Annotated in this window: 14 protein-coding genes and 1 pseudogene; 5 read left to right on the forward strand and 10 right to left on the reverse strand. The window is 40.1% G+C overall.

Translation table 11 applies throughout. The features are described 5' to 3' along the window. Positions 1-169: 169 nt before the first annotated feature. Positions 170-751 carry a GNAT family N-acetyltransferase gene (locus ACFVS1_RS15540; protein WP_352921966.1) on the reverse strand — a complete coding sequence of 194 codons (582 nt, stop codon included), beginning with the start codon at positions 749-751 and terminating at the stop codon, positions 170-172. 96 nt (positions 752-847) lie between these two features. Between ACFVS1_RS15540 and ACFVS1_RS15545 the strand changes: the two genes are divergently transcribed. After that, on the forward strand, positions 848-1,036 hold the full coding sequence (locus tag ACFVS1_RS15545) for a hypothetical protein (protein ID WP_387548623.1): 189 nt from the start codon (positions 848-850) through the stop codon (positions 1,034-1,036). A gap of 51 nt (positions 1,037-1,087) precedes the next feature. On the opposite strand, the gene ACFVS1_RS15550 is transcribed toward ACFVS1_RS15545, so the two are convergent. Further along, positions 1,088-2,233, reverse strand: coding sequence for a putative glycoside hydrolase (locus ACFVS1_RS15550; protein ID WP_387549389.1), 1,146 nt, complete (start codon positions 2,231-2,233; stop codon positions 1,088-1,090). Between the two features lie 562 nt (positions 2,234-2,795). Between ACFVS1_RS15550 and trpS the strand changes: the two genes are divergently transcribed. Then, a complete protein-coding gene (gene trpS / locus ACFVS1_RS15555; protein ID WP_387548625.1) occupies positions 2,796-3,782 on the forward strand; it encodes a tryptophan--tRNA ligase in 987 nt (328 codons plus the stop codon). 31 nt (positions 3,783-3,813) lie between these two features. On the opposite strand, the gene ACFVS1_RS15560 is transcribed toward trpS, so the two are convergent. The 4 genes from ACFVS1_RS15560 to ACFVS1_RS15575 all read right to left on the reverse strand — a co-directional run bounded on the left by ACFVS1_RS15560 (position 3,814) and on the right by ACFVS1_RS15575 (position 7,813). After that, positions 3,814-4,569, reverse strand: coding sequence for a YjbA family protein (locus tag ACFVS1_RS15560; RefSeq protein ID WP_352922679.1), 756 nt, complete (start codon positions 4,567-4,569; stop codon positions 3,814-3,816). A 108-nt stretch (positions 4,570-4,677) separates the two neighbouring features. Then, a complete protein-coding gene (locus ACFVS1_RS15565) occupies positions 4,678-5,448 on the reverse strand; it encodes a DUF2268 domain-containing putative Zn-dependent protease (RefSeq protein ID WP_387548627.1) in 771 nt (256 codons plus the stop codon). A gap of 135 nt (positions 5,449-5,583) precedes the next feature. Continuing rightward, positions 5,584-6,822 (reverse strand): beta-ketoacyl-ACP synthase II, encoded by a 1,239-nt coding sequence (gene fabF, locus ACFVS1_RS15570; protein WP_387548629.1) that lies wholly within the window; start codon positions 6,820-6,822, stop codon positions 5,584-5,586. Between the two features lie 55 nt (positions 6,823-6,877). Then, positions 6,878-7,813, reverse strand: coding sequence for a beta-ketoacyl-ACP synthase III (locus ACFVS1_RS15575; protein WP_352921973.1), 936 nt, complete (start codon positions 7,811-7,813; stop codon positions 6,878-6,880). 202 nt (positions 7,814-8,015) lie between these two features. On the opposite strand from ACFVS1_RS15575, the gene ACFVS1_RS15580 reads away from it, so the two are divergent. Beyond that, positions 8,016-8,240, forward strand: a complete 225-nt coding sequence (locus ACFVS1_RS15580) for a hypothetical protein (RefSeq protein WP_352921975.1) — start codon at positions 8,016-8,018, stop codon at positions 8,238-8,240. Between the two features lie 42 nt (positions 8,241-8,282). On the opposite strand, the gene ACFVS1_RS15585 is transcribed toward ACFVS1_RS15580, so the two are convergent. The 3 genes from ACFVS1_RS15585 to ACFVS1_RS15595 all read right to left on the reverse strand — a co-directional run bounded on the left by ACFVS1_RS15585 (position 8,283) and on the right by ACFVS1_RS15595 (position 10,344). Further along, positions 8,283-8,465: a ComZ family protein gene (locus tag ACFVS1_RS15585; protein ID WP_034314525.1), complete on the reverse strand. Its 183-nt coding sequence runs from the start codon at positions 8,463-8,465 to the stop codon at positions 8,283-8,285. A 220-nt stretch (positions 8,466-8,685) separates the two neighbouring features. Then, positions 8,686-9,519: a Rossmann-fold NAD(P)-binding domain-containing protein gene (locus ACFVS1_RS15590; RefSeq protein WP_387548632.1), complete on the reverse strand. Its 834-nt coding sequence runs from the start codon at positions 9,517-9,519 to the stop codon at positions 8,686-8,688. A 102-nt stretch (positions 9,520-9,621) separates the two neighbouring features. Then, positions 9,622-10,344, reverse strand: coding sequence for a hydrolase (locus ACFVS1_RS15595; protein WP_352921978.1), 723 nt, complete (start codon positions 10,342-10,344; stop codon positions 9,622-9,624). Positions 10,345-10,639: 295 nt separating this feature from the next. Here ACFVS1_RS15595 and ACFVS1_RS15600 point away from each other — a divergent pair, with 295 nt between their 5' ends. After that, on the forward strand, positions 10,640-10,831 hold the full coding sequence (locus tag ACFVS1_RS15600; RefSeq protein ID WP_352921979.1) for a YjzD family protein: 192 nt from the start codon (positions 10,640-10,642) through the stop codon (positions 10,829-10,831). 82 nt (positions 10,832-10,913) lie between these two features. Here ACFVS1_RS15600 and clpB read toward each other — a convergent pair whose 3' ends face one another. Further along, complete coding sequence (gene clpB / locus ACFVS1_RS15605) at positions 10,914-13,502, reverse strand: ATP-dependent chaperone ClpB (protein WP_387548635.1); 2,589 nt, start codon at positions 13,500-13,502, stop codon at positions 10,914-10,916. A gap of 522 nt (positions 13,503-14,024) precedes the next feature. Between clpB and ACFVS1_RS15610 the strand changes: the two are divergent. Continuing rightward, positions 14,025-14,176, forward strand: a pseudogene (locus tag ACFVS1_RS15610) (IS5/IS1182 family transposase); the annotation flags it as partial. Positions 14,177-14,237 lie beyond the last annotated feature (61 nt).

The following is a 14,237-nucleotide window of genomic DNA, read 5'->3' on the forward strand; positions in this document are numbered from 1 at the left end:
ACCTACACCATACTTTATTCGACCTACACCGTACCTTATTCGACCTACACCGCACTTTATTCGACCTACACCGCACTTTATTCGACCGTTCCCGAATTTATTCCACTTGTACACCGTACTTTTTTCGACAAACTAAAAAGGGCCGGTTAAACGCCAGGCCCCTTTTTTCCTAAATTTCCATCTCTTTAAAAATATCCGTTTCCTGACTTGCATTCAAGCTTAGTACATCCTCTACATCTTGATAAGATTTCCCATATAGGTCATCATCTTTGTAAGTATGGATCTCAGAATAAATCTCTTTCATGAAATCAAATACGTCTTCTTCATCAACTGATGGATTTGCTGGCCAATATAGGATTTCCATAGGGGTATTCTCCTTGGTGGCAAGGGACTTTCTACAGTAGGAAATTGAAGAGGCATGCTGGAATCCTTCCCTTTTATAAAATTTCAGCCTTTTAATTGAATCGTCATCATTTTCTTGTACTGGTTCTACTTCCAGCAAGATCGTTTTCTGCTTTTTTTGCAGTTTTTGAATTAGTTTCCTTCCTAGTCCCTGCCCCCTTGAATTCTTTGATACAAAAAGGTAATCAACGAATATAAACTCTTCTCCTTCCACATACAATAAAACATGGTCGGGACCTTCATCCTTTTTATATATTTCCTGCTTATCTTCTAAAAGAACTTCTATATGTTCTTTGGACTTCATTTCTTCAATAGGGAAATACTGGTTCAGCTTATCGTACCAATTCATAATTTAATCTCCTCATTTGCTAGATTATACTTTCCAGATTTTTTCTTATCCACTACAATGGAACTTGAATAGCTTGAAAATATTAGGAGGGTTTTGATGATCAGTTACTTTTTGGACTTTTTATTAGTCGCTGCTTGCGTTATTGGCATTACAGCTGTGAATGGCGTAGTGACGAATAGCATCGGCGAAAAATGGTTTGGCGGGAAACGTCACTCTCATATTTTCGATCAATCGAAACGAATTCAGTCAGGGTGGAGTAAAGTTGGCGGGAATAAAAAGCGGTAATTCAGAGAGAAATTGGATGACCGGAAGGCTCTTCCAAGGTCATCCTTTTTTTCATGGGGTATAGTCTACTCCCTTTGTATATCGATTTGCTGCATTCCATAATAAGTATTCATCAATACCATTATCATTCAATGCTTTTATTTGGGCTTCCACTTCTTCCTTTCCATACCTTTGGTAATTCCCTTCACCTAAATATGAGGCAGTAAAGTCTTGTAGCCAAGGTCTTGAAGTAGGTGGAGTTTTTAATTCCTTCAGCTTCCCGTTCTCCAATTTCGCATATTCCTTAACGAGATTATAAGGCTCCAAATCAGGTTTATCGATACCAAAATAAGATGTCCAGTGACTCGGATAGATCATCGAGGAAATGACATCGACATTCTCAGAGATTTTTGTGAAGTTTTGCCCTATTCCCGGAGCCTCAGGCAATGTAGCTGCATATCCAAAAATATCCACTGATACTTCCACATCATATGGCTCCAGTTGTTTCCTCGCATAACTTACGAAATCTGTCACTGCCTGAACCCTTTTGGCTGTATGACTCACTTTCGCTTCATCATATTCACCGACGTCATATTTCAAATCATCTTCTTTATTTTCGAATCCTTCGGGAAAACGGACATAGTCAAATTGAATTTCCTTAAAACCCATCTTTGCGGCTTCAATGGCAATACCGACATTATAATCCCACACCTCTTTTAAGAATGGGCTAACGAAGGCATCCCCTCGACCATTCTTCCATACCTTTTCGCCATCTAAAAATGATAATTCGGGCTTCTCTTTGGCCAAAAGTGAGTCTTTAAAGACGACTACCCTTGCAATCGGATAAATCTGTTTATTCTCCAATTTTTTCAGCATTGCCTTTGGATTTTTTATATAGTCTTTACCAATTCCAGCATATGGGGAATCTGGATCTTCGGTTTTAAACGTTACGTTCCCCTTGTCATCCTTAATGTCAATGACCATCGCATTCAAGTCGGTTTCATCTACATATTTAATAAGTTCATTCAATTTATTGCCGCCCGCTGCAGGCCCTGTCACATATATTCCGCGCACAGCATCCGGATAGTCGAATTTCAACCCCGAATCAAAAACGAAACGCGGGACGCTCGCAGGCAATTCTTTATTTTCTAATGCTACCTGCCTGGTTTCGTTCATGCCTTGTGCATGAACTGGCTGTTGAATCAGGAATATACACATTCCTGTCATCAACCATTTACTCATTGGTTTCATTTTCTCCACCTCATTCGCCATCAGTCATCAATATTCAGCAAATATAATAAACCCCTTTCTTTAATACCACAAACAATTAACTTTACTCCTATATATTATAAATAATTAAAAAAACTGACTTACAAAATGAGAATACGTTCAACAACCCTGCATTCCCTTGTGAGTATTCTTCCCTAAAATGGTCTGCTCATTGGGAAATATGTTAAACGGATTGATTTTCCTTGAACCCTTCATTTCTTCCATATTCAAAAAAAGAGCGAAAAATCCGTTCTATTGGCTTGTTTGCCGTTTCGATTATACATTTAATATGAATAAATGCTAAAATACAGTATAGTGGACATTTCGTATTCTCAAAAATGGCATCGATACAGGACAAAACGGCCCTCCACAAGATTTAAATGAGCATTTCCCATCACAGGTATATGCACATTTCTTTCAAAGAAAGTGGATTCATTTTCTATTTATCCTTACAATAATGAAGAGCGAATATCCATTTATCAATAAACGCATTTAGAGGAGTGACTAGCAGTTGAAAAGGATTTTCTCCGGCATTCAGCCATCCGGTTCCGTTACTTTAGGAAATTACATCGGAGCAATGAAACAATTCGTAAACTTACAAAATGAATATGATTGTTTCTTTTGTATTGTTGACCAGCATGCAATTACAGTACCACAGGATCGCATTAAGTTAAGGAAAAACATTAAAACATTGGCCGCTTTATATTTGGCCATTGGCCTGGATCCTGAAAAGAATACCATCTTCATTCAATCAGAAGTACCAGCACATGCCCAGGCAGGCTGGATTTTACAGAGTATATCCTATATTGGTGAACTTGAGAGAATGACGCAATTTAAAGACAAATCTGCTGGCAAAGAAGGGGTATCCGCAGCACTGCTTACTTACCCTCCGTTGATGGCTGCCGATATCCTCCTTTATAGTACAGATGTAGTTCCTGTCGGGGAAGATCAAAGACAGCATCTAGAATTGACACGGGATTTGGCTGAACGGTTCAATAAAAAGCATAATGATATATTTAAAATCCCGGAAATCAGCCTCCCTACAGAAGGTGCCCGTATCATGTCCCTTCAGGAACCAACCAAGAAAATGAGCAAATCCGATCCTAATAAAAAGGCAACGATTGCGATATTGGATGATCCGAAGCAAATCGAAAAAAACATCAAGAGTGCAGTTACCGATTCGGAAGGAATTGTCCGTTACGATAAGGAAAACAAAGCGGGTGTTTCCAACCTTATGTCCATATACTCCATCTTCAGCGGAAAAACCTATTCGGAAATTGAAGAGATGTATGAGGGCAAAGGTTATGGTGACTTTAAAAGTGATTTGGCTGAGGTCGTTCTTGGAGAAATCCTGCCAATTCAGGAACGCTATAATGAATTGATCGATTCGCCTGAATTGGATGAAATTCTGGACCGCGGTGCGGAAAGGGCGAACATGGAAGCCAATAAAATGATCAGAAAAATGTATAATGGCATGGGACTTGGCAGAAAGAGATAAAAAAAGACGATCCTTAACGGATCGTCTTTTTTTATAATATTGATGGGCTATCGCCAGCCTCCACTTGCCATAGCTTTTCAAAGAAAGGCTGCCCCTTCACAAGGTTTTCACAAAGCTGAAGGTGCTTATCTGACCAGCCTTCCTTCATTTCTTCATATAATTCAAGCCAAGCTATCTGAAAATCCATTTCTTGAATGCTTTCATATTTCTCAGGAGCCCATTCTGTATACCAATAGCGGATTTCAGCCGTGTTTTTCGCCGTGAATAATTGGTCCATGGCCATGAATAGCAATTGCTTAAGCTGTCTTTCTTTTCTTGTCAAACCGTTCATGAATAAGGGAGACGGCGACAAAATATGATATTCTTTCTCAGATGTAGGTTTTTCAGTAAAGGTGTAATCCATCTCATCATGGTTTTCTATCATGTCATAAACAATTTGTTCCTGCCGGGGAATTATTCTGCTTTTCCTAATCGGAATATGATACCCTATCGTATCAACAGCTAAGATTCCATTTCCGTCAGTCACGATAAAACAATAGTCGAGCTGAATTCGTTCATGATTTTTCCTTGCATACGCTTTTTGATATACATCATTCAGAAGTGGCTTAGGTAATTCTGACAAGTCGTTTTCTATGTAGTGGAACAATGTTGATGACACTTTCAACAAAGGAACTTGATCTAGTAGTTCGATCCCGTCATCCTTCCTCCATTCATGAAAATGACAAATATTATAGCCGTTTTCTTCTCCTTCAAACCAGTTAACCCATACATCATGAAGATATAGCATCATTCATCCCTCACTTAAACAAATTTCTGTTTGTCAATCAGTATAGGCAGGAACCATACAATTTATTCCTATTCTAGAAAACAGATTAAGAAAAAAAGAACGTATATATTAACTCTTTTTAGATAGGAATTCTTCAGATTGAATAATGAACGATTTTTTCACAGAGAGTTTCTCAGAATTTTTCACCAGGTAATAGCCACTACAGTATCCAAGCATATATGGGTATCCTTTCGTCCCGAGCAGAAGTGCATCATGAAGGGGATCTGTACGTTTTATCGTGTGCTTTTCCTCTAAATGCTTACTCCAAAATTCTCTTAGTTTATCTTCTTGATATAACTTAGTCCATTTAGCTAAAAATTTTGTTCCTAAGTATTTCCCCACCGTTCTTTCCGCCAGTCCTTCCATGATCATCGTATCCAGGAGAGTGAATTCTTTTTGGTCCTTTTCCAAATGATGCAGACGGCAAACATGATGATATTCATGAATCAACAGCGCCTCCATTTCCTTTTCGGCTATCCCCTTGCCGTAAAAAAGGAATAGTTTATCTTCAAATGCCACCCCTGACTTCGTTTCAATTTTTTTATTCCATATCCCTGAAGACATGAGCGGAAAAATATATATGGGAACATCAGGCCCACCCCATAGCTTCTTATAAGCTGTAAACAACCTTTGTGTTTTCTCCCAGACATTATTTTCGTTTAAGTCTTCCCATGTTTGTTTTGTTTTTTGATTCGGCGAATACATGCCATGCTTCAATAAATGATGATAAATCATGTCCGCATCAAGGGTATTATTGAATGTACCTTTAACTCTTTCCATCATCCGGACTGGGCGGTTGAAATCCTTCTTCATCCATTCATTGGTTGAAATGACTCCCATTTCCCATACACCTCCGCTTCTATTGACTATCGTATGATTTAAAGAAGGCGGTTGACACATTTTAATTCCTAGTATTTGCAATTTTCCCTTCAACATAAAAAGAGCAGATCCCTAAGATCTGCTCTTCCTTCAAACTTATTGATATTTTTTGAAAAGAATAGTTGCGTTATGTCCACCGAATCCAAGTGAATTGCTGATGGCTGCATTGATTTCGCCCTTCCTTGCTTGATTCGGGACATAGTCCAAATCACACTCAGGGTCTGGTGTTTCAATATTGATGGTTGGAGGCAAAATGCTGTCCCTGATTGCCTGAATCGTGAAAATCGCTTCCACACCGCCTGCTGCCCCTAACATATGGCCTGTCATCGATTTAGTGGAACTTATTGCAAGTTTATTAGCATGGTCGCCAAAGACTTCTTTGACTGCCATCGTCTCGTATTTGTCATTGTAAGGCGTACTCGTTCCGTGGGCATTCACATATTGGATGTCTTCAGGATTCAGACCTGCATCCTCGATTGCAATTTTCATCGCTCTTGCCCCGCCTTCTCCGCCTGGTGCCGGAGCGGTAATATGGAAGGCATCTCCAGTTGAGCCATAACCAGCTATTTCAGCATAAATCTTGGCTCCTCTATTCAATGCATGTTCAAGATCTTCCAGAACGATGATTCCAGCTCCTTCGCCTATTACAAAACCATCACGGTTAAGATCAAAAGGACGGCTAGCCGTTTGTGGATCAGGGTTTGTCGATAAAGCCGTATTTGCACAGAAGCCTGCAACCGACATTTTTGTGATTGGCGCTTCGGCCCCGCCTGTAATCATCACATCGGCATCGCCCCGTTGAATGGCTTTAAACGCATCACCAATTGAATTAGTTCCTGTTGCACAGGCCGTTACCGTACAAGAATTGATTCCTTTTGCACCCAGTAAGATAGAAACCTGGCCAGCTGCCATGTCCGGAATCATCATTGGTACGAAAAATGGGCTTACACGTTTATATCCTCTGTTTAAAAAGTTTTCATGCTGTGTCTCAAGTGTCTCCAGCCCGCCGATACCCGAACCGATCCAGACTCCGACACGTGTAGCATTTTCATCGGTTATTTCCAGCTTGCTATCATTATATGCCATAACGGAAGCTGCAATTGCATAATGGGTAAAACGGTCCATCTTACGTGCTTCTTTACGATTTATATATGTTTCTATATCAAAATCCTTGATTTCAGCAGCCACTTTAACGGGATATTCTTCAGCATTCAAACGAGTTAAAGGTCCTATCCCCGATTTCCCCTCGATTATATTTTTCCATCCAGTTTCTGCATCATTACCAACTGGAGAGATTGCTCCAATACCTGTTACAACTACACGACGATTAGTCATTTAAAAATGGCTCCTTCCTATTTTTAAAGCTCTTACTTACGTTTTGCTTCTTCTTTTATTTACCCCACCTAAGAGCGATCGCCCCCCATGTAAGGCCACCACCAAACCCGACCATGACGATTAAGTCATTGTCTTTGATTCTTCCTGCTTCCATTTCTTCCACAAGGGCCATTGGAATGGACGCTGAAGAAGTATTTCCATATTTATGAATCGTTTTTGTCATTTTTTCAAGAGGGAGATCCAAGCGTTCCCTTGAGGCTTCCATAATTCGTATGTTAGCTTGATGCGGGACAAGCAGATCCACATCTTCTTTCGTCAAACCAGCTTTGTCCAAGACACCCAGGCTGGATTCACCCATCTGACGGACAGCAAATTTAAATACTTCACGTCCATTCATATGAATGAAATCTCCCTCCTGTAATAGGTGCTTCCCACCGGTTCCATCTGCGCCTAATTCAAAGGAAAGGACTCCTTTGCCTTCAGATACAGGTCCAAGTACAACTGCACCAGCTCCGTCACCAAAAAGTACAGCAGTATTGCGGTCTTCCCAATTGGTTACTTTCGAAAGTTTTTCAACACCGACAATCAGCACATGCTTATATGCACCTGTCTTAATAAATTGCTGTGCCGTGATCATTGCATACATAAAACCGGCACATGCAGCACTTACATCCATTGCAGCTGCCTTCATCGCTCCCAATTTCTCTTGAATCATGCAAGCGACAGAAGGAAATGACTGATCCGGTGTAACAGTGGCTACAAGAATTAAATCTATCTCTTCAGCCGGAATTTTCGCATTTTCCAATGCAGCTTTTGCAGCTTCATAAGCCATATCTGATGTATCAATATCATCTTTGGCAATTCTTCTTTCCTCAATACCCGTCCTAGTCCGAATCCACTCATCAGAAGTGTCCATAATTTTCTCTAGGTCCGCATTTGTTACGATTTTGTCGGGTAAGTAGCGACCAAGCCCTAGTATTCCAGCATTCATCTTGCCATCCCCTTATATTTTAATGAGTTATTATAATCATCTATTATTACCTGGTACTAATTTTATATAAAAAAAGACTTCCTTGCAAGAGTTAACAGTTTGAAAAGCTAAAGAAATCTCTTTCGGAAGTCGGACAAGCGCCTATGCCAAGGGAAATTTGGGACATACATTATAAATAAAAGGAGAATAGGAGGAATTCATTTTGGACATCTTCAATCGCAACAGGGAGAGAAAACAACCCGATGATCATTTTTCGAATTTGATGTTTGGCAGGAAAAATGAACCGGAGCAAGAGGAAACGCAGGTTGATTACATGCAATTGATGGCGAGCGTTGAGACCATGATGGGCTTATACAGTCAATACAAACCAACCATTGATAAAATCAATCTGAGCCCATTGATCGCCAAGTTCTTGAAAAAAGAATAAAAAAATTCAAGGCTGCCCTTTTACCGGACAGCCTGCCTTTAATTAACGCTGAGCATCTTGTTTACCAAGCTCATAAGCTTCTTGCATAACGCTTTTAAAGAGCTCCATGAATGGCTCTGCCATCTCCATTGAGAATGGAATCCCGCTTGCTTCAAGCTTCGCTTTAGCCTCTGGGAAGTATTTCATGGCGATTCCCATAAATTCAAGAGTTTTATCTGAACTCATTCGCATTTCCCCCTATCTTTTGAATATTCATCAATTGATCATTGTGATGCCTAAATAAGCTCAATATTATCATAATTCCACTGAACCCTTTCGTAAAGGGCGTACATATAAAATCACGAATTTCTTTTGATGTTAAAATCCCTATCCTTGAACATTATAGTACAAGACATATAGATTATAGGCAAATATACAGTTTTGTCGTTCCCAAATAACGAAAATGTTAATCACGCTTTCTCCACGTTTTAAGTAAGTTTAATCGTTTATTATGTTTTCTTTGTAATGCAATGCCTTCTTCCGGTTCCATTTTGCATTGTACTTCAAATATTGTTCCTTTATTGACTTTAGTTGTTGATTCGGAAGTGAATGAATCCAAACTTTCAACAAATATCAACTTGGCACATTTTTCCCAATGATCATCAATACTGCTGCACAATTGGATGTCCCTATCGGAACTTGTGGTAAGCACCGCTTCCAAAGCATTTACAAAATCAGTGATGTAGAGAGCATCACCAGTATATTCGGCAGCAATTGCCGCTTTGATATCAGACTGTCCAAGCTGATTGATTCCAGCTTCAAAGCTCATGCCTTCCGATTGCCAAGGTCCATAAATCGTCGGTAAAAATATGATTTTTGCAGAATCCATTTCACGAATCAAGCTTAATATCGACTGAAATATACCGGCATCTTTTTCAATGGGCATGAAAAGTACGAAATTTGGCGTTTCATTCTTGCCATTTTTTTTGCATTTCTCGATGAAGGAAACGATTTCTCCTATTACAAAATCGATTTTGTCCATATTTCCGCTTTGAATATCGTAACAAGATATGAACACCGTGTCCTGCTGTGAAATATCCAATAATTTAAGTTTATTTATCGGAAAGTATAGATAATTTGAATTCCTGCCTATTTCAAATTCCTTTTCTTCCTTAATATATTGACTTGCTTCGGAATCAGCCCAATCGATTCCGATTACTTCTTTCCCTTGGTTCAAAAAATATTGAGTCACATAGAATCCCACAAATCGATAAGTGCCAATGACAATGTTTGTTTGCATAAATACAGCCTCCTCGTATGCCATAAAGCCCACTTCACCCGGCACGTCTAGTTTTTTTAGATGCTGTATCGTATGCAAACTATTGTAAAAATATATCTCTTCTCATAAAGTCTCTTCATTCTCATTGAAAAACTTCTGTATTTGATAGGGGATTTTATATCGTTTTTCGGGCAATATATACGTCAGCTGCAAGTCTGCTTTTCTAGCCAGCTGGATTTGCCGATAAAGGGAGGCTTGCTCTTTCCGTAAGCTTCCAAAAACCTGAATCACTTTCATGGGGATATTCTCTGCAATCATTGAATCTTCAGTGTCCAGTATATGCTGTTCACATTCTATCGGATCGAGCTCAAATGCAGCAGCGACCTCGGACAGCCACTTTTTATAGAAGAATTTATTTTCCTTTTCTTTCTCCAGTTGTGCTTTCAAGGAAAAAACCGGATCTATCAACACGACAGACCGTATTTTATTACCAAGTTCATTCATTAACTTTAAGGCAAGGAGTGCGCCTGTCCCCTCTGCCAATATATGAACTTTTTGATTGACTATTTCTTTTTTCATGAACAGAATATATAGGTTAAGGGAAAGCTCGAGTGCTTTAGGACTGCCCCAGTTTGCTCCGTAAAAATTAGATGAAAATAGGGTGTATCCGTTTTCCTTTAAATATTCCAATATCTGCAGCCTGCCAGGATGCTGCAGCCAAAAGCTGCTTTCTTTTTCGACAAAATGACTACGGTCTCCAATCACCATTACGGAAAAACCACTGGGCCGTTCTGGATAATAGATGATATTCCATTGGTCATCAATTTGAAAAGTTCGTTGTTCCATCGTTCAAACTCCTTTAAGGAATATTACTACTACTATATTAATTTATGACGGAAAATAGAAAGGGTCAGTGGAAACGCCTAACTTCTTATCTTTAATTAACCAAGCACGGAGTTTTCACTTTTATTTTTTCGGTATGATTTCCCTTTTGAAGTTTGAAACCAACAAGTCTGCCTGAAAAAGTTCTCTTATGATTTAATGTATTGAATTATTTAAAGGTTATTATTAAAAACACGTTTTAACTGTATATTAATTATGGTAAGATAAAAATGAATGTAGTGGAATGAGGTGAAATTCGATGCGTTATGCTTGGACAATTTTTTGGACATTCTTATTAGTGCATATGACTGTATATGTTGTTTCTTCCATGATGGGAGTTTCATACGATGCTGCGCAGGGAACGATTTTAGGATTAGCTGCTGCTATCCTGATTTTCATCATCCCGGCTATCTTGCCTGCTGGGCCAGCTAAAGACTCTCATCAACATTAAGAAGCAAAAAAGGACATCCTTTATAGGATGTCCTTTTTGTTATACCGTTCTTTGCTTACGGGTAAACTACATTTCAACGTTTTTATATGAGAACCAATTCATCGTGATCATAATCAATCGTTAATCCTTCTTTAATCTCAACAGTCCCGGCAATGATTTTACGGGCGATTTTCGTTTCCAGATGCTTTTGGATGAATCGCTTCAGCGGTCTTGCCCCATATACCGGATCATATCCTTGTTCTGCAATGAATTCCTTAGCCGCTACAGTAACATTCAGGACTATACTTTGTTCAGTTAACCTTACTTGTAATTGATGAACCATTTTATCTACGATTTTAACGATTTCTTGTTTTGTCAGAGGTTTGAATAATACAATGTCATCAACTCGATTCAAAAATTCCGGACGGAAATGCCCTCTTAACTCTTTAAAGACCTGATCTTTTATTTCTTCCTCAATTCCGCCATCCACCCGGTTGGACTGCAATAAGAAATGGGATCCGATATTGGAAGTCATGATGATCACCGTATTTTTACAGTTGATTGTTCTTCCCTGGGAGTCTGTTATCCTTCCATCATCCAGCATTTGAAGCAAAATATTGAAGACTTCCGGATGCGCTTTTTCAATTTCATCCAATAATATGACTGAATATGGGTTTCTCCTAACAGCCTCCGTAAGTTGGCCGCCTTCCTCAAATCCAACATATCCAGGAGGTGCACCAACAAGGCGGGACACCGAATGTTTCTCCATATATTCCGACATATCGATTCGAATCAAATGTTCCTCACTATCGAATAACGTTTCTGCCAAAGCTTTTACCAGTTCGGTTTTACCTACACCCGTTGGCCCAAGAAAAATGAATGAACCGATTGGTCTGTTTGGATCTTTAATTCCGGCCCTTGCCCTTAAAACAGCATCGGATACGAGTTCCACCGCTTCTCCTTGACCTATTACGCGTTCATGCAGAATATCAGATAGGCGAAGCAGCTTCTCCCTTTCACTTTCCACCAGCTTGCTAATCGGAATCCCCGTCCACCTTGCAACAATCGAGGCAATTTCCTCCTCCGTCACTTCCTGGCGAAGCAATCGTGATTCCTGTTTTTCCTTTTCCAATTCGTCTTCCATTGCTTCCAATTCTTTTTGAAGCTGCGGAATCCTTCCATGCCGAAGTTCGGCGGCCCGGTTAAGGTCATAGTCATTCTCTGCCTGTTCCAGCTCATGACGCAGTTTCTCTAGCTCTTCACGTTGATCCTGCACCTTTTGAAGTGCTGATTTCTCCATTTGCCACTTCGATTTCATGCTATTCGCTTGATCCTGAAGTTCTGATAGTTCTTTTTGAAGCACTTCCAGCCTTGCTTTGCTTTGAGGGTCCTCCTCATTCTTCAAGGCCGCCTCTTCAATTTCAAGTTGCATGACTTTTCTCGTAATTTCATCCAACTCGGATGGCATTGAGTCGATTTCCATTCGAATCATCGCACATGCTTCATCCACGAGATCTATCGCTTTATCCGGTAAAAATCGCTCCGTTATATATCGGTTCGAAAGGACAGAGGCCGCAACGATCGCCCGATCGTGTATCCTGACGCCATGGTGAATTTCAAACCGTTCCTTTAATCCCCGCAAAATTGAAATCGTATCTTCAACATCCGGTTCAGGAACCAGAACCTGTTGGAAACGGCGTTCCAGAGCCGGATCCTTTTCAATATATTGCCGATATTCATCAAGGGTCGTTGCACCGATACAATGCAGCTCACCGCGAGCAAGCATCGGCTTTAACATATTTCCGGCATCAAGTGCGCCATCCGTTCTTCCTGCACCGACAATTGTGTGCAATTCATCAATGAATAATAGAATTTTACCGTCACTTTTCTTGATCTCATTCAAGACCGCTTTTAGGCGTTCCTCAAATTCACCGCGGAATTTGGCACCAGCGACAAGCGCACTCATATCAAGTGAAAAAACGGTCTTGTCCTTTAATCCCTCAGGCACATCCTTCCGGACGATCCTTTGTGCCAGCCCCTCGACTATGGCTGTTTTACCTACTCCGGGTTCTCCTATTAATACAGGATTATTTTTCGTTTTACGTGAAAGGATCCGGATGACGTTACGGATTTCCGTATCACGGCCGATTACGGGGTCAACCTTCCCCGATTTAACCTCAGCAACGAGATCTCTGCCGTATTTTTTCAGTACTTCATAAGTGCTTTCAGGATTTTGACTAGTCACTCGCTGATTCCCCCTTATATCGTTTATAACCTGTTTTGCTTTATCATAATCAATTCCATATAATGAAAAAAGCCTGTTCACATTCGTTTTATTGACCTGCAGCGAAGCAAGGAGTATATGTTCGACAGATAAGTATTCATCCTCCCACATCTGCATTTCCTTTTCGGCAGCCGTCAACATTTGCTGCAGGGAGGATGACATGTAAACCTGGGAAACACTACCGCTCACTTCCGGTAATCGATCCAGTTCCTTATTTAGCTCTATATCAAATAGATTCATCGGTTTACCAGATTCCGATAAAATCCTGATTAATAAACTTTCATCCTGTTCCATTAAGGCCTTTAATAAATGAAGCTCCGTCAGCTCGGGATTCCCTCTATCTTTGGCTAGTTCCTGGCCGCTGATGAACGCCTGTTGGGTTCTTTCCGTCATTTTATTCATATCCATCTTAAAACCTCCCATTCATCTATATCATGAACGAATTACCACACAGTTTGACCAACTTTGACCTTTATATTTTCATTATACTTCTAATTTTCCCCATGTAAAGGAAAGTTATAAAAAATGCAGTAGGTATGGAGGATAAACGGAAAAAACCTTTCTTCAAATAGAAGAAAGGCACAAACTGTAGACAAATCGATGGAAATCGAGTTTGTCTACAGTTTGTTTTAGGGTTTGTACATTTGAACGTTGATTTACACTCCAGGCACTCGTTTTCCGCGGGCGGTCCGGGAGCCTCCTCGGCGCCTTTGCGCCTGCGGGGTCTCCCCGGGACTCGCTTTTCTAAGCAGGAGTCTCGTACCTTCCGTTCCAATCGACTTTGTTTTAACTTTTAGATAGAACCCTTTTGCCAAAAGTCTTCATTGTTTTTAAACTTAGAATTAATAAAACTTGAGGTGATGAGGGTATTTTCTAAACATAAATCTATGCCCGCGAACCATTTGGTTCGTTTAAATGGCGGCTGCCATTGACTTCTCTTTCATTTCCACACATGTGAAAGCCAGTGCGAATAAGCAGAGATTTGAAAAGAAAATCGTTCGTAGGGAACACGAGCGTATCAATGACGCCTTCAAGTTGAAATAAATAAAGATCGTACAAAACAGTTTGCCTATTCATTCCACGAGCAGCAAATGCAGCTTATAAAACACAAGCGATAGAAGAAAAGCAGACCCATTTGTACCA

It is taken from the genome of Peribacillus sp. NPDC058075 (genome assembly GCF_042885195.1).
Classification (GTDB): domain Bacteria; phylum Bacillota; class Bacilli; order Bacillales; family DSM-1321; genus Peribacillus.

Excerpts from the sequence above, each read along its gene's own strand:
- ACFVS1_RS15565 (WP_387548627.1), bottom strand. The coding sequence starts at position 5,448 with ATGGGAGTCATTTCAACCAATGAATGGATGAAGAAGGATTTCAACCGC.
- ACFVS1_RS15590 (WP_387548632.1), bottom strand. The coding sequence starts at position 9,519 with ATGCAAACAAACATTGTCATTGGCACTTATCGATTTGTGGGATTCTAT.
- ACFVS1_RS15540 (WP_352921966.1), bottom strand. The coding sequence starts at position 751 with ATGAATTGGTACGATAAGCTGAACCAGTATTTCCCTATTGAAGAAATG.
- ACFVS1_RS15575 (WP_352921973.1), bottom strand. The coding sequence starts at position 7,813 with ATGAATGCTGGAATACTAGGGCTTGGTCGCTACTTACCCGACAAAATC.
- ACFVS1_RS15550 (WP_387549389.1), bottom strand. The coding sequence starts at position 2,233 with ATGTGTATATTCCTGATTCAACAGCCAGTTCATGCACAAGGCATGAAC.
- ACFVS1_RS15600 (WP_352921979.1), top strand. The coding sequence starts at position 10,640 with ATGCGTTATGCTTGGACAATTTTTTGGACATTCTTATTAGTGCATATG.
- fabF (WP_387548629.1), bottom strand. The coding sequence starts at position 6,822 with ATGACTAATCGTCGTGTAGTTGTAACAGGTATTGGAGCAATCTCTCCA.
- ACFVS1_RS15560 (WP_352922679.1), bottom strand. The coding sequence starts at position 4,569 with ATGCTATATCTTCATGATGTATGGGTTAACTGGTTTGAAGGAGAAGAA.
- ACFVS1_RS15595 (WP_352921978.1), bottom strand. The coding sequence starts at position 10,344 with ATGGAACAACGAACTTTTCAAATTGATGACCAATGGAATATCATCTAT.
- ACFVS1_RS15585 (WP_034314525.1), bottom strand. The coding sequence starts at position 8,465 with ATGAGTTCAGATAAAACTCTTGAATTTATGGGAATCGCCATGAAATAC.
- clpB (WP_387548635.1), bottom strand. The coding sequence starts at position 13,502 with ATGGATATGAATAAAATGACGGAAAGAACCCAACAGGCGTTCATCAGC.
- ACFVS1_RS15545 (WP_387548623.1), top strand. The coding sequence starts at position 848 with ATGATCAGTTACTTTTTGGACTTTTTATTAGTCGCTGCTTGCGTTATT.